This is a genomic window from Pseudomonas meliae, from assembly GCF_001400515.1.
Taxonomy (GTDB): Bacteria; Pseudomonadota; Gammaproteobacteria; order Pseudomonadales; family Pseudomonadaceae; genus Aquipseudomonas; species Aquipseudomonas amygdali.
Map to the genome: position 1 here is coordinate 1 of NZ_LJQT01000329.1, position 23,901 is coordinate 23,901.

General features: G+C 59.1%; 20 protein-coding genes and 2 pseudogenes. 18 read left to right on the forward strand and 4 right to left on the reverse strand.

The features are described 5' to 3' along the window. The first annotated feature begins 338 nt into the window (after positions 1-338). From ALO64_RS15370 to ALO64_RS15380, 3 genes are all read left to right on the forward strand, one after another. Positions 339-800 carry an acyl-CoA thioesterase gene (locus ALO64_RS15370; protein WP_004658990.1) on the forward strand — a complete coding sequence of 154 codons (462 nt, stop codon included), beginning with the start codon at positions 339-341 and terminating at the stop codon, positions 798-800. Positions 801-829: 29 nt separating this feature from the next. Further along, entirely contained in the window at positions 830-1,795 is a 966-nt protein-coding gene (locus ALO64_RS15375; protein ID WP_044343280.1) for a tRNA dihydrouridine synthase, read from the forward strand. 129 nt (positions 1,796-1,924) lie between these two features. Further along, the gene (locus ALO64_RS15380; protein ID WP_002552950.1) at positions 1,925-2,368 is read left to right on the forward strand and encodes an Hsp20 family protein; all 444 of its coding nucleotides are present in this window, start codon (positions 1,925-1,927) and stop codon (positions 2,366-2,368) included. Positions 2,369-2,403: 35 nt separating this feature from the next. Here ALO64_RS15380 and ALO64_RS15385 read toward each other — a convergent pair whose 3' ends face one another. Both ALO64_RS15385 and ALO64_RS15390 read right to left on the reverse strand, forming a co-directional pair. Beyond that, positions 2,404-4,593 (reverse strand): putative bifunctional diguanylate cyclase/phosphodiesterase, encoded by a 2,190-nt coding sequence (locus ALO64_RS15385; protein WP_044343279.1) that lies wholly within the window; start codon positions 4,591-4,593, stop codon positions 2,404-2,406. A gap of 70 nt (positions 4,594-4,663) precedes the next feature. Then, positions 4,664-5,533 (reverse strand): LysR family transcriptional regulator, encoded by an 870-nt coding sequence (locus tag ALO64_RS15390; protein ID WP_044343278.1) that lies wholly within the window; start codon positions 5,531-5,533, stop codon positions 4,664-4,666. 145 nt (positions 5,534-5,678) lie between these two features. Between ALO64_RS15390 and leuC the strand changes: the two genes are divergently transcribed. The 9 genes from leuC to ALO64_RS15435 all read left to right on the forward strand — a co-directional run bounded on the left by leuC (position 5,679) and on the right by ALO64_RS15435 (position 15,688). After that, positions 5,679-7,103, forward strand: coding sequence for a 3-isopropylmalate dehydratase large subunit (leuC, locus tag ALO64_RS15395; protein ID WP_002552954.1), 1,425 nt, complete (start codon positions 5,679-5,681; stop codon positions 7,101-7,103). Positions 7,104-7,113: 10 nt separating this feature from the next. Next, positions 7,114-7,755, forward strand: coding sequence for a 3-isopropylmalate dehydratase small subunit (gene leuD, locus ALO64_RS15400; RefSeq protein WP_044343277.1), 642 nt, complete (start codon positions 7,114-7,116; stop codon positions 7,753-7,755). 147 nt (positions 7,756-7,902) lie between these two features. Continuing rightward, on the forward strand, positions 7,903-8,985 hold the full coding sequence (gene leuB, locus ALO64_RS15405) for a 3-isopropylmalate dehydrogenase (RefSeq protein ID WP_044343294.1): 1,083 nt from the start codon (positions 7,903-7,905) through the stop codon (positions 8,983-8,985). A 70-nt stretch (positions 8,986-9,055) separates the two neighbouring features. Beyond that, positions 9,056-10,168 carry an aspartate-semialdehyde dehydrogenase gene (asd, locus tag ALO64_RS15410; protein WP_044343276.1) on the forward strand — a complete coding sequence of 371 codons (1,113 nt, stop codon included), beginning with the start codon at positions 9,056-9,058 and terminating at the stop codon, positions 10,166-10,168. Between the two features lie 176 nt (positions 10,169-10,344). After that, on the forward strand, positions 10,345-11,349 hold the full coding sequence (locus ALO64_RS15415; protein WP_044343275.1) for a 2-dehydro-3-deoxygalactonokinase: 1,005 nt from the start codon (positions 10,345-10,347) through the stop codon (positions 11,347-11,349). 1 nt (position 11,350) lies between these two features. After that, positions 11,351-11,986 carry a 2-dehydro-3-deoxy-6-phosphogalactonate aldolase gene (locus tag ALO64_RS15420; RefSeq protein ID WP_005753318.1) on the forward strand — a complete coding sequence of 212 codons (636 nt, stop codon included), beginning with the start codon at positions 11,351-11,353 and terminating at the stop codon, positions 11,984-11,986. 23 nt (positions 11,987-12,009) lie between these two features. After that, a complete protein-coding gene (dgoD, locus tag ALO64_RS15425) occupies positions 12,010-13,188 on the forward strand; it encodes a galactonate dehydratase (RefSeq protein ID WP_268794404.1) in 1,179 nt (392 codons plus the stop codon). A gap of 303 nt (positions 13,189-13,491) precedes the next feature. Further along, complete coding sequence (locus ALO64_RS15430) at positions 13,492-14,802, forward strand: MFS transporter (RefSeq protein WP_002552961.1); 1,311 nt, start codon at positions 13,492-13,494, stop codon at positions 14,800-14,802. 76 nt (positions 14,803-14,878) lie between these two features. Continuing rightward, complete coding sequence (locus tag ALO64_RS15435) at positions 14,879-15,688, forward strand: IclR family transcriptional regulator (RefSeq protein ID WP_005732387.1); 810 nt, start codon at positions 14,879-14,881, stop codon at positions 15,686-15,688. An 11-nt stretch (positions 15,689-15,699) separates the two neighbouring features. Here ALO64_RS15435 and ALO64_RS15440 read toward each other — a convergent pair. Continuing rightward, positions 15,700-16,753, reverse strand: a pseudogene (locus tag ALO64_RS15440) (NAD(P)-dependent alcohol dehydrogenase). A gap of 179 nt (positions 16,754-16,932) precedes the next feature. Here ALO64_RS15440 and ALO64_RS15445 point away from each other — a divergent pair. Next, positions 16,933-17,826 (forward strand): annotated as a pseudogene (locus tag ALO64_RS15445) (AraC family transcriptional regulator N-terminal domain-containing protein). A 47-nt stretch (positions 17,827-17,873) separates the two neighbouring features. On the opposite strand, the gene ALO64_RS15450 reads toward ALO64_RS15445, so the two are convergent. Further along, entirely contained in the window at positions 17,874-19,529 is a 1,656-nt protein-coding gene (locus ALO64_RS15450; RefSeq protein ID WP_005745246.1) for an electron transfer flavoprotein-ubiquinone oxidoreductase, read from the reverse strand. A 519-nt stretch (positions 19,530-20,048) separates the two neighbouring features. Here ALO64_RS15450 and ALO64_RS15455 point away from each other — a divergent pair. The 5 genes from ALO64_RS15455 (at position 20,049) to ALO64_RS15475 (ending at position 23,851) form a co-directional block, all read left to right on the forward strand. After that, entirely contained in the window at positions 20,049-20,798 is a 750-nt protein-coding gene (locus ALO64_RS15455; protein WP_005617248.1) for an electron transfer flavoprotein subunit beta/FixA family protein, read from the forward strand. Then, the gene (locus ALO64_RS15460) at positions 20,799-21,728 is read left to right on the forward strand and encodes an electron transfer flavoprotein subunit alpha/FixB family protein (protein WP_002552967.1); all 930 of its coding nucleotides are present in this window, start codon (positions 20,799-20,801) and stop codon (positions 21,726-21,728) included. It begins immediately after the preceding gene. A 119-nt stretch (positions 21,729-21,847) separates the two neighbouring features. Next, positions 21,848-22,675 (forward strand): substrate-binding periplasmic protein, encoded by an 828-nt coding sequence (locus ALO64_RS15465; RefSeq protein ID WP_031594912.1) that lies wholly within the window; start codon positions 21,848-21,850, stop codon positions 22,673-22,675. Between the two features lie 10 nt (positions 22,676-22,685). Then, a complete protein-coding gene (locus ALO64_RS15470) occupies positions 22,686-23,039 on the forward strand; it encodes a DUF4398 domain-containing protein (protein ID WP_004658957.1) in 354 nt (117 codons plus the stop codon). Beyond that, on the forward strand, positions 23,036-23,851 hold the full coding sequence (locus tag ALO64_RS15475) for an OmpA family protein (RefSeq protein WP_005732392.1): 816 nt from the start codon (positions 23,036-23,038) through the stop codon (positions 23,849-23,851). Before ALO64_RS15470 ends, ALO64_RS15475 begins: the two co-directional genes overlap by 4 nt. The last annotated feature ends 50 nt before the right edge of the window (positions 23,852-23,901 follow it).

Sequence of the window (23,901 nt, forward strand, 5' to 3'; positions counted from 1 at the left end):
GAGTCCCCTAGGGGACGCCACGATTTCCCGCTCTGCGGGACCAAGGGTCATTCGATTATTGAATGGCCCTTTTGTTTTTTCAGGGTTTGAAAAATCGCCCTTCCTGCCTCTATTTATTCCCACAGGTATGTGTTCAGTCTGGAATTGCAGTTTCAGCTCTTTTATCCGGGCTTATTCAGGCGTGTGTATAACACTGAGCGCTGGAGCTTGAGAAATGTACAGGTCCTTTCGCGAACAAGTTCGCTCTCACGGACTTCGGCCAGAATCAAAAGCAGACGCGCCACTATCCTGACTTCGCTACACTCCCGCTCATCACATTCACTCAAGCAGGAGCACGCATGGTCTGGGACCGGGCAACGCCTTTCGTCATTGATCTGAACGTCGGCGCTGAAGACATCGACGGGCTGGGGCATGCCAATAATGCCGTGTACGTCTCCTGGCTGGAGCGCTGTGCCTGGCGGCATTCGCAGTATCTGGGCCTGGACCTGACCGAATACCGGCGTCTGGACCGGGCCATGGCGGTGGTCAGACACGAGATCGACTACTTGGCCAGTGCCTATGAGAACGATGAACTGCAACTGGCGACCTGGATCGTCGATTGGGATCGCCGCCTGAAAATGACCCGTTGCTTTCAGCTCAAGCGACCCGCCGACAACCTGACGTTGCTGCGCGCGCAAACCACCTTTGTCTGCATCGAACTGTCCAGCGGTCGGCCCAAGCGCATGCCCGCCGAGTTCATCGAGGGCTATGGCGCAGCCATCCCTGACGGCACCGTTCCCAATCCGCACGCCGGGCAGTAAACTGCCGGACTTTTTTTCGAGTGTGACCCATGCAAATTGCTCTGGCGCCCATGGAGGGGTTGGTCGACGACATCCTGCGCGATGCCCTGACGAAAGTAGGTGGTATCGACTGGTGCGTGACCGAATTCATCCGGGTGTCCGAGCGTTTGATGCCTGCGCACTACTTTTACAAATACGCTTCGGAATTCCACAAAGGCGCGAAGACCGACGCAGGTACGCCTTTGCGGCTCCAGCTGTTGGGCTCCGACCCAGTGTGTCTGGCCGAGAACGCCGCGTTCGCCTGTGAGTTGGGCGCACCGGTATTGGACCTGAACTTCGGTTGTCCGGCCAAGACTGTCAATCGCTCCCGTGGTGGCGCAATCCTGCTCAAAGAGCCGGAACTGCTGCATTCCATCGTCAGCCAGGTACGCCGTGCCGTGCCCAGACATATTCCTGTAACAGCCAAGATGCGTCTGGGTTACGAAAACACTGATGGCGCGCTGGATTGCGCGCGGGCGTTGGCCGATGGCGGGGCTGAGCAAATAGTCGTTCACGCGCGCACCAAGGTCGACGGTTACAAGCCGCCCGCGCACTGGGAGTGGATTGCACGCATTCAGGAGGTGGCGAAGGTCCCCGTGGTGGCCAACGGTGAAATCTGGACCGTTGACGATTGGCGTCGTTGCCGGGAAATATGCGGCGCACGCGACATCATGATTGGTCGCGGGCTGGTGGCGCGCCCTGATCTGGCCCGGCAGATAGCTGCGGCACAGAAGGGTGAAGAGGTCGTGCCGATGACCTGGGATGAGTTGCAGCCCATGCTGCGCGCTTTCTGGCAGGCCTGTCTGATCAAGATGACGCTCATTCAGGCGCCGGGTCGTCTCAAGCAATGGTTGGTGCTACTGACCAAGAGCTACCCTGAGGCGACCCTGATGTTCAATGCGCTACGCCGCGAAACCGACTGTGATCGCATCGGCGTGATGCTGGGCTGTCTGCCTGGCTGCTTACCCGAAAGCTAACCCCGACGAACGGTCGAAAAAAACCTGAAAAAAGTCTCTTGAAAAGTGAATGGGTATCCCTATTTTGCTGATCAAGCGATGCCGAAAACGGGTCGCGTACACCACTCGCTGATAAACAGGAGAATTGTTATGGCTACTGCATTTTCTCTGGCTCCACTGTTTCGCAACTCAGTGGGTTTCGACCGCTTCAACGACCTGTTCGAGTCGGCGGCACGAAATGAGACAACCAGCGGCTACCCTCCCTACAACGTGGAGCGGCATACCGATGATCATTACCGGATCGTGATCGCTGCGGCAGGCATGCAAGAGCAGGACCTTGAGCTACAGGTCGAGAAGGGCGTATTGACCGTGATCGGCAACAAGCGCGAGCAGGAAGCCGACAACGTGACCTATCTGCATCAGGGTATTGCCCGGCGTGAATTCAAGCTGTCGTTCAGGCTGGCCGACAATATCGAGGTCAAGGGTGCCGACCTGTCTCACGGTCTATTGAGCATCGACCTGGTGCGCAACGTGCCGGAAGAGGCAAAACCAAAGCGCATTCCGCTCAATACCCAGAAAGTACTGGGCAGCTAATCAGTTGTTCTATAGAAGAGGCGCCTTTTCTGTCTTCACTCCAGAGACGCAGTTTCCTGAAACTGCCGTTTTAGCAGCAGGTTCTCGAACTGCGGACCCGGCAGTGGTTCGCTGAACAGGTAGCCTTGATAGTTGTAACAGCCCACTCTTTTCAGGAACGCCAGTTGCTCCGGCGTTTCGACGCCTTCAGCGATGACGTTAAGGTTCAGGCTCTGAGCCATGGCCACGATGGCGCGGATGATTTCTGCGTCGTTGGGGTCGCTGGTGGCGTCCTGAACGAAGGACTGGTCAATCTTCAGCGTATCCACCGGCAAGCGCTTGAGGTAAGTCAGTGAGGAATAGCCGGTGCCGAAGTCATCCATCGCAAAACTCACGCCCAATTCCTTCAGGCTGAGCATTTTGAGGATGGTGTCGTCAAGGTTCCGGATGACGATGCCTTCAGTGATTTCCAGCTTGAGCATGGAGGCAGGTAATTGATGCTGCTTGAGGCTGTGTTGCACGCGCTCGATAAAGTCGTTCTGGCGGAACTGACGCGGACTTATATTGACGCCCATCAGGAATTTGTTTTTCGAGATCAGCCCCTGCTTTAAAAGCAGGCCTCCGGTTTTGCAGGCCTCGTCCAGAATATGGCTGCCGACCTCCAGAATCATCCCGCTTTCTTCAAGTATCTGGACAAACTGATCAGGTGACAGCAACCCGTATTCAGGGTGCTCCCAGCGCAGCAGTGCCTCTGCACCGGTAATGTACTGGTCCCGGCAATCGATCTGGGCCTGGAAGTGCAGCTGGAATTCGTTGCGGGTCAGCGCCAGTCGCAAGTCGTTTTCAAGACGCAGGCGCTGGCTGACGGCCTGCTGCATGGATACATGGAAAAACTGTGACGCATTGCGTCCGGAATCCTTGGCTCGATACAGCGCAATATCGGCCCGTTTGAGCAAATCGGCAGGGGCCAGGCCATCGTCCGGAATCAGAACGATGCCGATGCTCGGCGTAACCTGCAGGCGATGACCGTCGAGGAACATCGGTTCGGCCAGCAGCTCGCGAAGGTTGTCGGCCAGCACGCGGACCTGCTGAGTGACTTCATCAAGGGTGCCGCCCAGCCCGCAGATCAGCACCACGAACTCGTCACCGCCCAGGCGGGCCACGGTGTCCTCCTGACGTACGCTGGCCTCCAGGCGCGCGGCGATGATGCTCAGCACGCTGTCGCCCACCGGGTGGCCAAGTGAGTCATTGATGTGCTTGAAATGGTCCAGGTCGAGAAACAGCAGGGCACCGCGCAGGTTCTGGTGCTGGAGCAGCGAGACTTGCTGGCTGAGGCGGTCCATCAGCAGCGCGCGGTTGGGCAGCCCGGTGAGCGGGTCGTGATAAGCCAGATGCTGAACCTGTGCCTGGGCGGTTTTCAGCTGGCCGATGTCTCGGGCGTTCATCAGCAGGCAGGCGGTATTGTTCAGAGTGATGAACTCGACCGAGATGTCCAGCACCAGGGGCGCGCCGTGCTTGTCCTGGCCATTCATTTCCCGATGATGCACGCGGCCTTTCTGGCGTAGTTCGTCAATCATGTATTCGCGCTGCACAGTGTCGGACCAGATACCGATTTCGTGGGCTGTGCGGCCCAGGACTTCCTGAGCGCTGAAGCCGGTCAGGCGACAGAAGCCGTCATTGACCTCTACATAGCGGCCGGACTCAATTTCAGTGATGGTGATCGAGTCCGGGCTTGAGTGAAATGCCTTGGCAAACTTCTCCTCGCTGGCCTCCAGCGCTGACTGGACGCACTGTTGAGTGATGTCCAGCACGGTTCCGGACAGCTTCACGGCCTGGCCATGTTCATTGCGATAGATTCGTGCACGGCTTTCAAGCAGGCGCGATGTGCCGTCTTGCAACTGGAAACGGTAGGTCACCTGCAGGCAATCCTGCCGGTTTTCCAGTGCCGCCGCATAAACTGCGCGCATGCGCCGTCGCTCTTCAGCGGGCAGGCTGCCGAAGAACTGCCGGCCATCCTCGTCGAAGGGCAGTGCCGCCATGCCGTGCAGCGCAGACGCACGCGCCGAGGCTTGCAGCCGGTTGCCGGTGATGTCCAGATCCCAGGTGCCCATCTGCGCCAGTTCCAGCGCCAGTTCCAGACGGTCCCGGGTTTGCTGGAGGACGCGCTCCGCGCCTGTCGGCGGCAGGCTGGGGGTGGCTGCCTGTGCAGGGACTTTCAGCACGGAGTTATCCGGTGGGTTGGACATTTGATCACGAGCCTTTAATCGAAAGAACCGATAGGGCGATCAGTCTGCGGTTTGCAGCATGGTCTACCTACTATGTCTGCGCATCGAGCAGTTTCATGAATGCTCTTGCTGCATTCGATAGCGTGCGTTCGGTATGCAGGATGTAGCCTAGCTGGCGATTGAGTTGCACGCCCGGCAATGGAATGCGCGCCACTTGTTCGTCGAGCATGGTGCGTGGCAGAACGCTCCAGGCAAGGCCAATGGAGACCATCATCTTGATGGTCTCCATATAGTTGGTACTCATCGCGATGTTGGGCTTTAGGCCCTGGGCTTCGCACAAGCCGCTGACAATGTGATGGGTAAACGTGTTACCGCCCGGAAATACTGCCGGATAGCGCACGACATCCTCCAGTTTCATGGGGCCGCTGTTGGCCAGCGGATGTTCCGGTGCCGCGACGAAGTCCAGCGGGTCGTCCCACATGGGCACGGCGCGGATCAGCGTATGCGGTTCGGGTGCGAGTGTAATGACTGCCAGTTCGGCGCGCCCGTGAAGAATTTCCTCATAGGCAATTTCCGAGTCCAGGAACTGAATGTCCAGTGCGACCTTTGGATAGGTCCGGGTAAACGCCCGTAGTACCGGGGGCAGGCGATGCAGGCCAATGTGGTGACTGGTCGCCAGAGTCAGCCGCCCGGTGACTTCGCCGGTCAGGTTGGTCAGCGCGCGGCGAGTGTCATCCAGCACGTTCAGAATCTGATAGGCACGTGGCAGCAGGGCGCGTCCGGCCTCGGTGAGGCTGACCTCCCGACCCAGGCGGTCGAACAGGCGCACATTCAATTGCTGCTCCAGACCGGCAATGCGCTTGCTGATGGCCGGTTGAGTCAGGTGGAGGCGTTCGCCTGCCCCGGAAAAGCTGCCGGTCTCGGCGATGGCAATAAAAGCATTAAGGTTGGCGAGATCCATGGTCGGATTCCATTTGGTTATCCAAAGTATGAAAATTATGAATTTGAGTTATTTAAGCATATTCCATACGATGACCGCACAAGCCAAGGGGTCATCGTCACGATTGCCCAAGGCATAGAAACAAGCTGATGAGGAAGTACGTCCGATGGCCGGGAAAACGCTCTACGACAAGCTCTGGGATTCGCATTTGGTCAAGCAGCGCGACGACGGTTCGGCGCTGATCTACATTGACCGCCATATCATCCACGAAGTGACCTCGCCGCAAGCGTTCGAAGGCCTGCGGCTGGCAAAGCGCAAGCCATGGCGGATCGACTCGATCATCGCCACGCCTGACCATAACGTGCCGACCACATCGGAACGCAAGGGGGGTATCGACGCCATTGAAGATCAGGTGTCGCGGCTGCAGGTGCAGACCCTCGATGACAACTGCGACGAGTACGGCATTACCGAATTCAAGATGAACGACCCGCGTCAGGGCATCGTTCACGTGATCGGCCCGGAGCAGGGCGCAACCCTGCCAGGCATGAGCGTGGTCTGCGGCGACTCGCACACCTCGACCCACGGCGCATTTGGTGCGCTGGCGCACGGTATCGGCACTTCCGAGGTCGAGCACGTGCTTGCCACTCAGTGCCTGGTTGCCAAGAAAATGAAGAACATGCTGGTCTCGGTCGAAGGGCAACTGCCGTTCGGCGTGACGGCTAAAGACATCGTGCTGGCCGTGATTGGCAAGATCGGTACGGCAGGCGGTAACGGTTACGCCATCGAGTTCGCCGGCAGCGCAATTCGTGACCTGTCGATCGAAGGCCGCATGACCATCTGCAACATGTCCATCGAAGCCGGTGCCCGGGTCGGCATGGTTGCCACCGACGAAAAGACCGTCGAGTACGTCAAGGGTCGTCCGTTTGCCCCTAAAGGTGCGGAATGGGACTTGGCAGTCGAGGCCTGGAAGGATCTGGTTTCCGACGCTGACGCGGTATTCGATACCGTGGTCAGGCTTGACGCCGCGCAGATCAAGCCACAGGTCAGCTGGGGCACTTCGCCGGAAATGGTGCTTGCCGTCGATCAAAACGTGCCGGACCCAGCGCAAGAGCCGGATCTGGTCAAGCGTGGCTCCATCGAGCGCGCCTTGAAGTACATGGGCCTGAAAGCCAATCAGCCGATCACCGATATCCAGCTGGACCGGGTATTCATCGGTTCCTGCACCAACTCGCGGATCGAAGACCTGCGCGCTGCTGCCGATGTTGCCAAGGGCCGCAAGGTGGCTGCGACCATCAAGCAGGCCATCGTAGTGCCGGGTTCGGGCCTGATCAAGGAGCAGGCCGAGAAGGAAGGGCTGGACAAAGTGTTCATCGAAGCCGGTTTCGAATGGCGTGAGCCGGGCTGTTCGATGTGCCTGGCGATGAACCCGGACCGCCTGGGTTCTGGCGAGCATTGCGCATCCACGTCCAACCGCAACTTCGAAGGCCGTCAGGGCGCTGGCGGCCGCACGCATCTGGTAAGCCCTGCGATGGCTGCCGCTGCGGCGGTCAATGGCCGTTTCATTGACGTTCGCGACTTGATCCAGCTCTGAGGAATCCAGCATGAAAGCCTTTACCCAACACAATGGCCTGGTTGCTCCTCTGGATCGTGCCAATGTCGACACCGACCAGATCATCCCCAAGCAGTTTCTCAAGTCGATCAAGCGTACGGGTTTTGGCCCGAACCTGTTCGATGAGTGGCGTTATCTGGACGTGGGCCAGCCATATCAGGACAACTCCAAGCGTCCGCTGAACCATGACTTCGTGCTCAACCATGAGCGTTACCAGGGTGCAAGCGTACTGCTGGCCCGGGAAAACTTCGGTTGTGGCTCCAGTCGCGAGCATGCGCCGTGGGCACTGGAAGAGTATGGTTTCTGCGCGATTATTGCGCCGAGCTACGCGGACATTTTCTTCAACAACAGCTTCAAGAACGGCCTGTTGCCGATCATTCTGTATGAAGCCGAGGTGGACGAGCTGTTCAAGCAGGTCGAGGCCAGCCCCGGCTACCAGTTGAGCATTGATCTGCAGGCGCAGACCGTGACCCGTCCCGACGGCAAGGTGCTGAGCTTTGAAATCGATGCGTTCCGCAAACATTGCCTGCTCAACGGCCTGGACGACATCGGCCTGACGCTGATGGACGCTGACGCCATTGCCAGTTTCGAAAGCAGGCATCGCGCCAGTCAGCCGTGGCTGTTCCGCGACTGATTGATTCATCGCAACCTGTCTGTTTGCCAGCAAGGGGCCCTGCGCCTTGCTGGCAAAAGTGTTTAAGACAGGTGATAAATTTTTCGCCGCTGCGAGCGTTATAAACAGGCGTTGTTCACGACGCCGCTGCACAAAATCGAGGATGTTATGAGCAAGCAGATTCTGATTCTCCCAGGTGATGGTATTGGTCCGGAAATCATGACCGAAGCGGTCAAGGTGCTGGAACTGGCCAACGAAAAGTATCAGCTGGGCTTTGAATTGACCCACGACGTGATCGGCGGCGCAGCCATCGACAAACACGGCGTGCCGCTGGCAGACGAGACCCTGGATCGCGCCCGTGCGACCGATGCCGTACTGCTGGGCGCAGTCGGCGGCCCGAAATGGGACACCATCGAGCGCGACATTCGTCCTGAACGCGGTCTGCTGAAAATTCGTTCGCAACTGGGCCTGTTCGGCAACCTGCGTCCGGCGATCCTCTACCCGCAACTGGCGGATGCGTCGAGCCTCAAGCCGGAAATCGTTGCCGGTCTGGATATCCTTATCGTCCGCGAACTGACCGGTGGCATCTACTTCGGCGCGCCACGCGGCACTCGCGTATTGGATAATGGCGAGCGTCAGGCCTACGACACGCTGCCGTACAGCGAAAGCGAGATCCGCCGCATCGCCAAGGTCGGTTTCGACATGGCCATGGTGCGTGGCAAAAAGCTCTGCTCGGTAGACAAGGCCAACGTGCTGGCGTCCAGCCAGCTGTGGCGCGAAATCGTCGAGCAGGTGGCCAAGGATTACCCTGAAGTCGAACTCAGCCACATGTATGTCGATAACGCCGCCATGCAGCTGGTTCGTGCGCCCAAGCAGTTCGATGTAATCGTGACCGACAACCTGTTCGGCGACATTCTGTCCGATCAGGCGTCGATGCTCACCGGTTCCATCGGCATGCTGCCGTCGGCTTCGCTGGACACCGCCAACAAGGGCATGTACGAGCCTTGTCATGGTTCGGCGCCGGACATCGCCGGCAAAGGCATTGCCAACCCGCTGGCGACCATTCTGTCGGTATCGATGATGCTGCGTTACAGCTTCAACCTGACCGACGCGGCTGACGCCATCGAGAAGGCGGTCAGCGTGGTGCTGGATCAGGGCATTCGCACTGGCGACATCTGGTCGGAAGGCAAAGTCAAAGTCGGTACGCAGGAAATGGGCGATGCAGTAGTCGCCGCGCTGCGGAATCTGTAATCTCTCTGGCCCGCCGCCTGCTGTGCATGCGCAGAGCGGTGGTCCCACTTTTATTCAAGGTGTAGTTGCGATGAAACGTGTAGGTCTGATCGGTTGGCGCGGCATGGTCGGTTCCGTGCTCATGCAGCGGATGCGGGAAGAGCAGGACTTCGATCTCATTGAGCCGGTGTTTTTCACTACTTCCAATGTCGGTGGCCAGGCGCCTTCGGTGGGCAAGGATGTTGCGCCACTGAAAGACGCCTACAGCATCGACGAGCTGAAAACCCTGGACGTAGTGCTGACCTGTCAGGGTGGCGACTACACCAATGAGGTGTTCCCCAAGCTGCGCGAAGCCGGCTGGCAGGGTTACTGGATCGATGCCGCCTCCAGTCTGCGCATGCAGGATGACGCCGTTATCGTGCTCGACCCTGTGAACCGCAAGGTCATCGACCAGCAACTGGACGCGGGCACCAAAAACTATATCGGCGGCAACTGCACGGTCAGCCTGATGCTGATGGGCCTGGGCGGTCTGTTCGACGCCGGGCTGGTCGAGTGGATGAACGTCATGACCTATCAGGCGGCCTCCGGAGCCGGCGCGCAGAACATGCGCGAGCTGATCAGGCAGATGGGTGCCGTGCATGCCTCGGTGGCCGATGATCTGGCCAACCCGGCCAGCGCCATTCTGGATATCGACCGCAAGGTGGCTGAAGCCATGCGCAGCGAGTCGTTCCCGACCGAGAATTTCGGCGTGCCACTGGCGGGCAGTCTGATCCCGTGGATCGACAAGGCGTTGCCGAACGGCCAGAGCCGCGAAGAGTGGAAAGGCCAGGCCGAGACCAACAAGATTCTCGGTCGCTTCAAGAGCCCGATCCCGGTCGACGGCATTTGCGTGCGCATCGGCACCATGCGTTGCCACAGTCAGGCGCTGACTATCAAGCTGAACAAGGATGTGCCGATTGCGGACATCGAAGGCTTGATCAGCCAGCACAACCCGTGGGTCAAGCTGGTGCCGAACAACCGTGAAGCCAGCATGCACGAGCTGAGCCCGACTGCCGTAACCGGCACCATGAGTATTCCGGTGGGGCGTTTGCGTAAACTGAACATGGGTTCGCAGTACCTGGGTGCCTTTACCGTGGGTGACCAGCTGTTGTGGGGCGCGGCAGAGCCGCTGCGCCGCATGCTGAGAATCCTGCTGGAGCGTTGAGGCTTCGGTTTCACACGAAACCCGCTTCCTGAAAGGGCAGCGGGTTTTTTATGGGCGGTGGTTTTTATATCTGACTTTTCCCAATATATGGGATTGAAATTTACATATTGAGATAACTGTAACAACAGGTTTATAGTCGGTCTGCACTCACTTCCAAAAAAACAACAGGTGACGCAATGCAGGCGCAATTGATCGCGCTCGATTGGGGGACAACCTCACTTCGTGCTTATCGACTTGGCGAACATGGCCAGGTACTGGAACAGCGCGCATTGAGCGCGGGCATCATGCAGTTGCCGACCACGCCGCGGCTGATCGCGGGGCAGTTCTGCAGTGACGGTTTCGAGTTGGCCTTTGACCAGGCGTGCGGCGACTGGCTCGATGCCCAACCGGACCTGCCGGTGATTGCCTGTGGCATGGTCGGCAGCGCACAGGGCTGGCGCGAGGCGGCCTACCGGGAAACGCCGGCCAGCGTCAATGAGCTGAGCGCAGCGCTGCAGACGGTGCGCAGCGTGCGCGGCGTGACGGTGCACATCATCCCCGGCGTCCTGCAACGCTCGACCCTGCCCAACGTCATGCGTGGCGAAGAAACCCAGGTGCTGGGTGTGCTGGCCGGCCTGGACGCCGGGCAGAGCAGCCAGCAGCTGCTGATCGGTCTGCCCGGCAGCCACTCCAAATGGGTGCAGGTAGAACGGGGTCGCATTGTTCACTTCGACACCTTCATGACCGGCGAGGTCTACGCCGCGCTCTGCGCGCACACTATTCTGGGACGCACCATGCAGCCTTCGGAGGCGTTCGACGAGCAGGCGTTTGACCGCGGCTTGTCGATTGCCCTGTCCGACGCGGGCTCTGCCGGGCCGCTATCGACGATTTTCAGCACACGAACGCTCGGCCTTACCGGGCATTTGGCTGCCAGTGCGCAACCTGACTATCTTTCCGGCCTGTTGATTGGCCATGAACTGGGCGCCATCGCCAGGCTGCATCTGCACAACCACGAACAATTGCCTGCGGTGATCCTCATCGGCAGCGATTCGCTGTGCACGCGCTATGCACGCGGGCTGGCCGTTTGTGGCTTTCCCGGCGTGACATTGGCCGAGCAGGCGACCGAGCGCGGCCTCTGGCAGGTCGCCGTTCAGGCCGGCCTGATCGCGCGCCGCTCGTCCCAACACATTCGAGAGGTTTGACATGCTCAAGCAAGCATTGAAGGAAAACGGTCTGGTCGCAATCCTGCGCGGCCTGCGTCCCGAGGAAGCGCCTGCGATTGGCGATGTGTTGTACGAGGCCGGGTTTCGAGTCATCGAGGTGCCGCTCAACTCTCCACAGCCGTTCGACAGCATCCGTTTGTTGCGCCAGCAACTGCCAGCCGATTGCCTGATCGGTGCGGGAACGGTGCTGACCCCGGAGCAAGTGACTCAGGTCAAGGATGCCGGAGGCCAGGTGATTGTCATGCCGCACAGCGACGCCAAGGTGTTGCGTGCCGCCAAGGCTGCCGGGCTGTTCCTCTCACCGGGCGTGGCGACGCCGACCGAAGCCTTTGCCGCGCTGGCCGAAGGAGCTGATGTACTGAAGCTGTTTCCTGCCGAGCAGATGTCGCCCGCGGTGGTCAAGGCGTGGCTGGCGGTATTGCCCAAGGGCACGATTCTGTTGCCGGTCGGGGGGATCTCGCCGGACAACATGAAGGTGTTCCTTGATGCCGGCGTTAAAGGCTTTGGCCTGGGCTCCGGGCTATTCAAGCCAGGCATGAGCGTCGCCGACGTTACTGAGCGCGCCCAGGCCTATGTGGCTGCCTGGAAGCAGCACAGCGCAACGCTTGCAGACTGACCGGCACCGGTAGTCGCTATCCAATAAGAGAATCAACAAGAGAAACCGCACCCATGAAAATCACCAAACTCACCACGTTCATCGTTCCGCCGCGTTGGTGCTTCCTCAAGGTCGAGACCGACGAGGGCGTTGTCGGCTGGGGCGAGCCAGTGGTCGAAGGCCGCGCGCACACCGTGGCCGCTGCAGTGGAAGAGCTCTCCGATTACCTGATCGGCAAGGACCCACGCAATATCGAAGACATCTGGACGGTGCTGTACCGCGGCGGCTTCTATCGGGGTGGGGCGATCCACATGAGCGCTCTGGCAGGCATCGATCAGGCGTTGTGGGACATCAAGGGCAAGGCCCTGGGCGTTTCCGTAAGTGACCTGCTCGGTGGTCAGGTGCGTGACAAGATTCGCGTCTATTCGTGGATCGGTGGTGACCGCCCTGCAGACACGGCGCGGGCTGCGAAAGAAGCGGTCGGACGTGGTTTTACTGCGGTGAAAATGAATGGCACCGAAGAGCTGCAATTTCTCGATACCTTCGACAAGGTCGACCTGGCGCTGGCCAACGTGGCTGCCGTGCGCGATGCGGTCGGGCCGAATGTGGGCATCGGTGTGGACTTCCATGGCCGGGTTCACAAGCCCATGGCCAAGGTGCTGATGAAGGAGCTGGACGCCTACAAGCTGATGTTCATCGAGGAGCCGGTGCTCAGCGAGAACTATGAGGCACTTAAGGAACTGGCACCGCTGACCAGCACGCCGATTGCCCTGGGTGAACGGCTGTTCTCACGCTGGGACTTCAAGCGCGTGTTGAGCGAAGGTTATGTCGACATTATCCAGCCTGATGCGTCCCACGCCGGTGGCATCACTGAAACCCGCAAGATCGCCAATATGGCCGAAGCGTATGACGTCGCGCTGGCGCTGCATTGTCCGCTCGGGCCTATCGCGCTGGCGGCATGCCTGCAACTGGACGCGGTTTGTTACAACGCCTTCATTCAGGAACAGAGCCTGGGCATTCACTACAACGAAAGCAACGATCTGCTCGATTACGTGAAGTACCCGGAAGTCTTCGACTACGACAAGGGCATGGTCAAGATTCCCAACGGGCCGGGCCTGGGCATCGAGATCAACGAAGAATATGTCATCGAACGCGCGGCCATCGGCCACCGCTGGCGCAACCCGATCTGGCACCATGCCGATGGCAGTTTTGCCGAGTGGTAGAGCACAGTAAATCCCCATAACCATCGTTCCCGCGCTCTGCACTCAGCGTTATACATAAGTCCTGAGAAGCCCGTAGATCGGGCTTCTGCCCGGAGGGCGTGGGAGCGAACCTGTTCGCGAAGAAGGTAGTTCAGCCGATGCGTCTTTGGGGAATGCACTGGCCCTTTCGCGAACAAGTTCGCTCCCAAGGCCTTCAGCCAGAATCAAAAGCGGATTTGTATAGCACTGAGCGCGGGAGCGTGGGAACGAGAGCTCGCCAATCGAAACACAGACCTCAATAAATCCAACAAGAGGCTACATTCCATGCGCACTCGAACTCTTGAGGGTGCGGCATCCCTGGTGACGCCGTCCCGCAAACGTTTCTTCATCATGGTGCTGCTGTTCATTACGGTGGTGATCAACTACCTGGACCGCAGCAACCTGTCGATTGCCGCTCCGGCGCTGACCGCCGAGCTGGGCCTTGATACGGTTCACATCGGGCTGATCTTCTCCGCGTTCGGCTGGACCTATGCCGCCATGCAATTGCCTGGTGGCTGGCTGGTGGACCGTGTGCCGCCGCGTATCCTTTACACCGCGGCGCTGCTGCTGTGGTCCATTGCGACCATCATGCTTGGTTTTGCGGCCAGCTTTATTGCGCTGTTCGTACTGCGCATGGCGGTCGGTGCGCTGGAAGCACCTGCCTATCCGATCAACAGCCGTGTCGTGACCACCTGGTTCCCCGAGCGCGAGCGGGCTACTGCCATTGGCGTCTATACCTCGGGGCAGTTCGTCGGCCTGGCGTTTCTGACGCCGGTGCTGGCCTGGTTGCAGGCGCACTATGGCTGGCACATGGTGTTTGTCGCTACCGGTGGCGTCGGCGTGTTGTGGGCGCTGATCTGGTACACGGTGTATCGCGAGCCGCGTGACTTCAAAGGCGTCAATCAGCAGGAAATCGACCTGATCAAAGAGGGCGGCGGTCTGGTAGACATCCAGAAGGATGTCGAAAAGCAGAAGCAGGGTTTCAGCTGGCTGGACCTGGGTATTGTGTTGAGCAAGCGCAAGCTGTGGGGGATCTATCTGGGGCAGTTCTGCCTGAACTCCACGCTGTGGTTCTTCCTGACCTGGTTCCCGACCTATCTGGTGAAATACCGCGGCATGGATTTCATCAAGTCCGGGCTACTGGCGTCGTTGCCGTTTCTCGCTGCGTTTGTCGGCGTGCTGTGTTCGGGGTTTTTCTCCGACTGGCTGATTCGTCGCGGGCATAGCGTGGGCTTTGCGCGCAAGTTGCCAATCATTGCCGGGCTGCTGATCTCGACCTCGATCATCGGTGCCAACTTCGTTGACTCCACCCCGTTGGTCATCACCTTTCTGGCGCTGGCATTCTTCGGCAACGGTCTGGCGTCGATCACCTGGTCGCTGGTATCGACCCTGGCCCCGGCGCGCTTGCTGGGCCTGACTGGCGGCACGTTCAACTTCATCGGCAACCTCGCCGCCATCGCCACACCGATCGTGATCGGCTTTCTGGCAACGGGTGACTCGTTTGCGCCGGCCATCACTTACATTTCGGTACTGGCATTGCTGGGCGCGCTGTCTTACATCCTGCTGGTAGGCAAAGTAGAGCGTATCGAGCTCTGATGTCGACGTATCTGGAGGCTGGCGGCGATAATGCCGTCAGCTTTTGGATCCGCCCCTTTTATGAAAATGGCCTGTCATGCACAACGATTCGATCATCCCTGAAAAAATTACCGGCAAAGAACCGGCGCCGACAGGGACCCAGACTCTGTTGCGCGGGCTTGGCGTTGTGCAGGCGGTGGCCGGTGGCGCACGCGACCTGAAGGAAATCGCCCGGCTGATCGGCACCACACGCAGTACCACGCACCGGCTGGCCAGTTGCCTGGTCGAGGAGCGCTACCTTCGGGTGGTGCCTCAAGTGGGTTATCTGCTTGGGCCGAAACTGATTGAGCTGGGGTTTCAGGCGCGCGAAGAAGTGCCACTGGCAATTCTCGCCCGGCCGTATCTGGATCGGCTGTCGGAGCTGACGGGCGATACGGTGCATCTGGCGGTGCGGGAAGGGGACGACGTGCTTTATCTGCACAAGAACCCTGGTCGCAATGGCCCGGAAATGCGCTCACGGGTCGGGCATCGCATGCCGCTGGTGCGAACCGGTATCGGCAAGGCGTTGCTGCTGGACAGCGGGTTGCCGGAGTGGCAGCGGTTGTATGACGCCAGCATGCCGAGCAGTGGCAGGAGTGCGCTGTGGCCTGCTCATGAGCAGCAAACCTGGGAGCAGTTGCAGGCGCGAAGGGAAGAATACGTGCAGGGAGGATATGCGTTCGATCTGGAGGACAACGAACCGTCGATCCGTTGCGTTGCAGCGCCGGTACGTGATGCCAGCAAACAGATCGTTGCCGGCATCAGTGTCGCCAGTACCGTGCCCTACATGCCGCTGGAGAAGATGGCTGAGCTGGTCCCGCTGATCAAGCAGATAGCAGCGGAACTCTCGGCCGATCTCGGCGGCTGATTCGTAGTGAATCAGGCCTGCAGCGTGGCCATGTCGATCACGAAGCGGTATTTCACGTCACCGGCCAGCATGCGCTCGTAGGCTTCGTTGATATTGCGGATATCGAGCATTTCGATGTCGCAGGTGATGTCGTTCTCGGCGCAGAAATCCAGTACTTCCTGGGTTTCAGCGATGCCGCCGATCAGCGATCCGGCCAATACGCGACGGCTCATCACCAGGTGGGCTGCATGGACTGGCGGCTCGACCGGTTCGATCAGACCGACCAGAATGTGCACGCCGTCAAAGCGCAGTGTTTCCAGGTAGGGGTTCAGGTCATGCTGGACCGGAATGGTGTCGAGCAGGAAGTCGAAATGACCGGCAGCGGCTTTCATCTGTTCAGCGTCGGTGGACACGATCACATGCATCGGCACCCTGACGACGTGCTTCCTGAGCCTTGGCTGCGGAGCGAGTGAACAGGGTCACTTCAGCGCCCATTGCCTTGGCGAACTTGATGCCCATGTGGCCCAGACCACCCATGCCCAGAATACCGACCTTGTCGCCAGCCTTCACACCGTAGTGCTTGAGTGGCGAATAAGTGGTGATGCCTGCGCAAAGGATTGGCGCAGCAGCAGCCGGGTCGAGTTTCTCTGGAATGCGCACAACGAAATGCTCGGCGACCACGATGCTGTTGGAGTAGCCACCCATGGTGTTGCTGCCGTCCACTCGGTCAGGCGTGGCGTAGGTCATGGTCGGACCTTCCAGGCAATACTGTTCGAGATCCGATTTACAGGCCGAGCATTCGCGGCACGAATCGACCATGCAGCCAACACCGACCAGATCGCCAACCTTGTATTTGCTGGCGTTGGTGCCAGTGGCGGTGACGCGACCGACAATTTCATGGCCAGGCATCAGCGGGTAGACGGCGATGCCCCATTCGTTGCGCGCCTGGTGAATGTCAGAGTGGCAGACGCCGCAGTAGAGGATTTCGATGGCAACGTCGTCGGCACGCGGAGCGCGACGTTCGAAGGTCATCGGGGCGAGGGGGGCGGTAGCGGACTGTGCGGCATAACCGATAGCTTTGTACATGTTTGACCTCGCAAGGTGTTACGGAATAGAGGCGGTCAATTGTCCTGATATGCGTCCCTCACGGCTATGGTGAATCCTACGTGTTTCATGCCTATTCCTCCGACCTGGCGTTTCAGGGTCGGCTATGAAGCGCAAATCTGCGATGATAGAGCTGTCTGTTTCTCTGTCAGGCTGTTCCCATGACGTTACCTGTTGTTATTGATGGCAATGCCACGCTTGTCTCCTTGATCCAGCCGCTGGCAGTACGTCCCGGCTTTGTGGCGACGCATTTGCCCGAGGTTCGCGTGCTTTCGGCGTTCGGCTATGTCGCCAGCAGCCCGCAGATTTACGAGCCGAGCCTGATGATTGTCGTGCAAGGCAGCAAAGTCGCCTGCCTGGGGCCGCGTACGTTTGAGTATGGCACCGGACATTACCTGATTCAGGCGCTTTCTGTGCCGTTCAAATGCGAGACCTTCGCCACCCCGGACAAGCCGCTGTATGGCGTATCGGTAGCCATTGACCGCGTACTGCTTGGCGAGTTGGTGCAAGCGATGGGCCCGGCCAGCGGCTAGGAAAGCCAGATGCAGACCCCGGAGTCGATGACCTCGGTACGCATCGACTCTGCGATGCGTGACAGCGTCGAACGCCTGCTGCGTTGCCTGCACGATCCGTTGGAGTGTCAGGCGATGGGGCAATCAAGGATTCGCGAGGTGTTATACACCGCGCTGCGTGGACCGCAATCAGGTGTATTGCGTGCGCTGGTCGAGCAGCAGGGGCAATTCGCACGGATTGCCTCGGCGGTGACCTATCTGCATGAGCACTATGATCACGCGCTGAATGTCGACACGCTGGCCAGTTGCGCAAACATGAGTACCTCGACCTTTCACGAGCACTTCAAACGCAGCACCCTGTTGTCACCGGTGCAGTACCTGAAACGTCTGCGGCTGCTCAAGGCTCAGCAACTGCTGGTGGCCGACGGGCTGAATGTGTCGCAGGTCGCGCTCAGGGTCGGCTATCAAAGTGCGTCGCAGTTCAGCCGTGAATACAAGCGCTACTTTGAACGCAGTCCGGGAGAAGAGGGCTGTAGGGTTTAGCGGCAAGCTACAAGCGGCAAGATCAGAGCCTGTAGCTTGCCGCCGCCTTACATGTTCGGGTATGTCGGCCCGCCAGCGCCTTCCGGTGCAACCCAGGTAATGTTCTGCGAAGGGTCCTTGATGTCGCAGGTCTTGCAGTGCACGCAGTTCTGCGCGTTGATCTGAAAGCGCTTTTCGCCATCTTCTTTAGTGATGACTTCATACACGCCAGCCGGGCAATAGCGCTGTGCCGGTTCGTCGTACAGCGGCAGGTTCTTGCTGATCGGGATGCTCGGGTCGGTCAGCTTCAGGTGGCAGGGTTGCTCCTCTTCATGGTTGGTGCTGGAGAGGAATACCGAGCTGAGCTTGTCGAAGCTGAGCTTGCCGTCGGGTTTCGGGTAATCGATTTTCTTTGAGTCCGCTGCCAGCTTGAGGCAGGCGTAGTCCGGCGTGGTGTCGTGCAGCGTGAACGGCAGCTTGCCACCGAAAATGTTCTGATCGATGAAGTTGAAGGCACCACCCTTGATAGCGCCGTATTTGTGGATCGCCACGCCAAAGTTGCGGCTGGCGAACAGCTCTGCATGCAGCCAGCTGGCCTTGAAGGCATCGACGTAGGAGGTCAGCACGTCGCCGCCTTCCTTGCCGGCGAACAGGGCATCTGCCACCGAATCGGCTGCGAGCATGCCGGACTTCATTGCCGTGTGGCTGCCCTTGATCTTGGCGAAGTTCAGGGTGCCCAGGTCGCAACCGATCAACGCGCCGCCAGGGAATACCATCTTCGGCAGCGAGTTCAGGCCGCCCTTGGCAATGGCGCGTGCGCCGTAGCTGATGCGTTTGCCGCCTTCAAGGTACTGCTTGATGACCGGGTGGTGCTTGTAGCGCTGGAATTCGTCGAACGGCGACAGGTACGGGTTGCTGTATGACAGGTCGACGATCAGGCCGACTACCACCTGATTGTTCTCCAGGTGGTACAGGAACGAGCCGCCCGGATTGGCATCGTCCAGCGGCCAGCCTGCGGTGTGCACCACCAGGCCCTGTTCATGTTTGGCCGGGTCGACTTCCCAGATTTCCTTCAGGCCGATGGCGTAATGCTGTACATCGGCTTCGTCATCGAGATTGAAGCGCTTGAGCAATTGCTTGCCGATGTGACCGCGGCAGCCTTCGGCGAACAGCGTGTATTTGGCGCGCAGTTCCATGCCGGGGGTGTACAGGCCTTCCTTGGGGTTGCCTTCGCGGTCGACACCCAGATCGCCGGTGACGATACCGCGCACCACGCCGTTTTCGTCGAACAGTGCTTCCTGAGCGGCAAAGCCCGGGTAGATTTCCACACCAAGGTTTTCAGCCTGCTGGGCGAGCCAGCGGCACAGATTGCCCAGGGATATGATGTAGTTGCCCTGGTTGTGCATGGTCTTGGGGACGAAAAAGTCCGGAATTTTCTGCGCCTTTTCGGCGTCGCGCAGGACGTAGATGTCATCACGCTTGACGGGTGTATTGAGCGGAGCGCCCAATTCCTGCCAGTTTGGAAACAGCTCGTTCAGTGCGCGCGGTTCAAACACGGCACCGGACAGAATGTGTGCGCCGACTTCGGAGCCTTTTTCCACCACGCAGACGCTGATTTCCTGCCCGGCTTCAGCGGCCTTCTGTTTAAGGCGGCAAGCGGCAGAAAGCCCGGAAGGGCCGGCTCCGACGATGACGACGTCGAATTCCATGTATTCGCGTTCCACAGGCTATCTCCTACTTTCAAGGCTCACGGTATTTTTATGGGCGCTGCTTTATGAGTCGCTGCAGGCCGACACAGGAGGTGTTGGGCACCACCCGTCTTTTAATGGCACGCATTATATCTACACCACTGCATGGGTCCAATACAAACGTTTGTTTGAATTGCCCGCAGCCCAGATAAATCAAAGACACCGGACTCGGAACTGGCCGATTTGGCGTATTGACCGGAAAAGGCGTTGCGGTCAATATACGGGCGGTTTTGCGTTTGCCGTAGGCTGAAACGAGGCACCTGCGTTGCAGGAAGTCTCTCAAAAGGCATCAGGCGGACGCGGTGCAGGCAACAGGTCAACGTCGCACGGCGCATTTTACACACCCTGCCGCTGCTTGACGGGTGACTCCCGGCTTTTATATGGCTTTTTGAAGTCGCCCGGACGGCCTGCACGCATTGCGATTGCTTGTTGAGGACACATATCGATCGCCTGGTGTCGCCAGGCGACTTCTTTTCACCGGAGAGTGAGGAATCCATGAAGGTTCTTGTAGCTGTCAAACGAGTGGTCGACTACAACGTCAAGGTTCGCGTCAAGGCGGACAACTCCGGCGTCGATCTTGCCAACGTCAAAATGTCCATGAACCCGTTCTGCGAAATCGCTGTTGAAGAAGCGGTGCGCTTGAAAGAGAAGGGCGTGGCAACGGAAATCGTGGTCGTCACCATTGGTCCTACCACTGCTCAGGAGCAACTGCGTACTGCGCTGGCGCTGGGTGCAGACCGTGCCGTGCTGGTCGAGTCTGCCGAAGAACTGACCTCTCTGGCCGTGGCCAAGCTGCTCAAGGCAGTGGTCGACAAGGAGCAGCCACAACTGGTTATCCTTGGTAAACAGGCTATCGACAGTGACAACAACCAGACCGGCCAGATGCTGGCCGCACTGAGCGGCTACCCGCAAGGTACGTTCGCCTCGAAGGTTGAAGTCTCCGGTGACAAGGTTGCCGTGACCCGTGAGATCGACGGCGGTCTGCAGACTGTTTCCCTGAGCCTGCCAGCGATCGTGACCACGGACCTGCGTCTGAACGAGCCACGCTACGCTTCGCTGCCCAACATCATGAAAGCCAAGAAGAAGCCGCTTGAAGTGCTGACCCCGGATGCACTGGGCGTTTCCACGGCCTCGACCAACAAGACCCTCAAGGTTGAAGCACCGGCTGCACGCAGCGCGGGCATCAAGGTCAAATCGGTGGCTGAACTGGTCGAGAAACTGAAAAACGAAGCGAAGGTAATCTAAATGACGATCCTGGTTATCGCTGAACACGACAATGCGACCGTAGCCCCGGCTACGCTCAATACCCTGGCTGCCGCGCAGAAGATCGGCGGTGACATCCACTTGCTGGTTGCCGGTTCAGGCGTAAGTGCCGTTGCCGACGCCGCCGCCAAAATTGCCGGCGTGGCGAAAGTGCTGGTGGCCGACAACGCTGCCTATGCACATCAATTGCCTGAAAACGTTGCGCCACTGGTCGTAGAGCTGGTTGCGGGCCATAGTCACGTTCTGGCCGCTGCAACCTCCAACGGCAAGAACGTCCTGCCTCGCGTTGCTGCGCAGCTGGATGTCGACCAGATATCCGAGATCGTTTCGGTGGTCTCGGCCGACACCTTCACCCGCCCGATCTACGCCGGTAACGCCATTGCCACCGTGCAGTCCACTGCCGCGATCAAGGTCATCACCGTGCGTGCCACCGGTTTCGATCCGGTCGCTGCCGAGGGTGGTTCGGCTTCTATCGAAGCGGTTTCGGCTGCTCACGATGCGGGCAAGTCCAGCTTCGTTGGCGAAGAACTGGCCAAATCCGATCGTCCAGAACTGACAGCGGCCAAGATCGTCGTATCCGGCGGTCGTGGCATGCAGAACGGCGACAACTTCAAGCACCTGTACACGCTGGCCGACAAACTCGGTGCTGCAGTGGGTGCTTCCCGTGCTGCGGTCGATGCCGGTTTTGTGCCCAACGACATGCAGGTCGGCCAGACCGGCAAGATCGTTGCGCCTCAGCTGTATATTGCTGTCGGTATTTCCGGTGCCATTCAGCATCTGGCCGGGATGAAAGACTCCAAGGTAATCGTTGCGATCAACAAGGATGAGGAAGCTCCGATCTTCCAGGTGGCCGATTACGGGCTGGTGGCTGATTTGTTCGAAGCCATTCCCGAGCTGGAGAAGCTGGTTTAAGCCACGCGCTTCCACTATAAAGAGAACCCGTTCCGTTCGGGGTTTGTGTGCCGGCAGATTGTTTGCGGTACATAGCCCCGGATCGAGCGGGTTTTTTATCGGGTATCAAAGGACTTTTCATGGTGCATCCCCGGCTGCTGTCTTCGCTTTTTCTCGGGCTGGTCATGCTGCCGACGCTTTCATTCGCGGCAGGCAAGTGCGAGCGTCTGATTGTGACCGGCAGTCCGGACGCGCCACCTTATTTATGGCGTGACCCTCAGGATCCACGCCATCTGATGGGTGCCAATGCCGATCTGCTCACACAGGCAGCAGGTGAGCTGGGTATCAAGGTCGAGTTCCTGTACGGCGGCAAACGCAGTCAGGCACTTGAAGAGGTGCGCACCGGACGCATGGATCTGTTGGCAGACGCGCCGTTCAATGCAGCGCAACTTGAGTCGCTTGATTACATTCACCCGCCGATCGTGCAGAACGACATCATGGTCTGGACGCGCCACGATCACAGCGTACCGTTCAATACCCTGGATGAGCTGCACGACCATCCTGGCGCCATGTCGGAAAAGACCCGATTGACGCCTTCATTCGAGGCTGCGGCCAAGCAGCATTTGAGCCTGACACGCCTGCCAGGCCTGACCCCGGCTTTTCAGAAGCTGGCGCTGGGTGAGGTGGATTACGTGCTTGCCGGTCGTTACGCCGGGATGGTCATGGTGCAGACGCTGGGTCTTTCTGCAGACCTGGCTGCGCAACCCTTGCCGGTCGATACACCCGGGTTTTATCTGGCGTTGTCGTTCAATTCGGCCTGCAACGAACCATGGTTGCGCGGACAACTGGCGAAAAAGATGACAGAATCGGCCGCCTCCGGCCTTGCGGGTGATGTCATCAGGCACAACCTGGAGTTGTGGAAAGCCCAACTGTTGCAACCTGCCAGCGCCAGCGCACCAGACAAGTAGGGATGTTTTTGTGAGTATTCGTTTTTCAATCGCCGTCATGGCCATCGCCACGCTGGCTGGCTGTGCCAGCGACCCGCTACCGACCGAGCAGTTCAAGCTGACCGAGCAGGCGCTGGAACAGGCCAAAGCTGTTGGCGCGGGTGATGATCAGCCCGAGATGGAAGTCGCTCTGGCCCGCTTTGCCGAAGCTCGCGCCTCCATGGCGACCCACGCCTACAAGGACGCGCGCATGAAAGCCGAGCAGGCCGAGCTGGATGCCCGGCTGGCAGAGGCCCGAGTGCTCACCCTCAAGAGTCAGGAGCAGGTCAATCAGTTGAATACCCGCCTCAACCGGTTACGCAAGCAACTGGGAGAGGCACAATGAACCGTCTTCCGCGTGTACTGAGTGTGTGCCTGTTGCTGGGTTCGGCTGGCCTTTACGGGTGTGCCGGTCATCAGGACAGCGGGCAGGCCTTGCAGCAGGCCAGTGCCGACTTCCAGAAGGTCAAGGAAGATACCGATGTGCTGCGCAGCGCGCCCAAGGATGTCATTCGCGCTGGCGAATCTCTGGCTCGCGCCGAGCGTCTGTCCAGCTATCTGGGAAGCGGTGCCGACGTCAGTCATTACGCCTACCTCAGCAGCCGCTACAGCGAGATCGCACGTGAGCACAGCAATCTGATGCTGAGCCAGGAGCGCCTGGCGAAAATGGACATGGAGCGCCAGCGTCTGCAATTGGCGCTGCGTGAGGCCAAGCTGGCCAGTGCCCAGCAGCAGGGGCGCTGGCTGGAAGATCAGATCCTCAGTCTGGCCACCACCGAGACCGATCGCGGGCTGGTCATGACGTTGGGAGATGTGCTGTTCGACGCCGGCCACGCCGAGCTGAAAAGCTCGGCCAGTCGCACCATTCTCAAGGTTGTGCAGTTTTTGCAGATCAATCCGCGTCGAGTGGTCCGGATCGAGGGCTACACCGACAGCACAGGTGATCGTCAGGAGAATCTGAAGCTGTCGAAGGATCGTGCACAAGCAGTCGCAGACGTTCTGATGGACCTGGGTGTCGATGAAAAACGTATACATGTCGAGGGCTATGGTCAGCAGTTCCCGGTGAACGCTAACGCCTCCGAGCGCGGGCGCGCGCAAAATCGCCGTGTGGAAATTGTTTTTTCTGATGAAAAAGGTCAGTTAGGCGCAGCGCGCTGATAAAAACTTTTCAAAAAGCCCGACGCCGGAAACGGCCTCGGGCTTTTTTA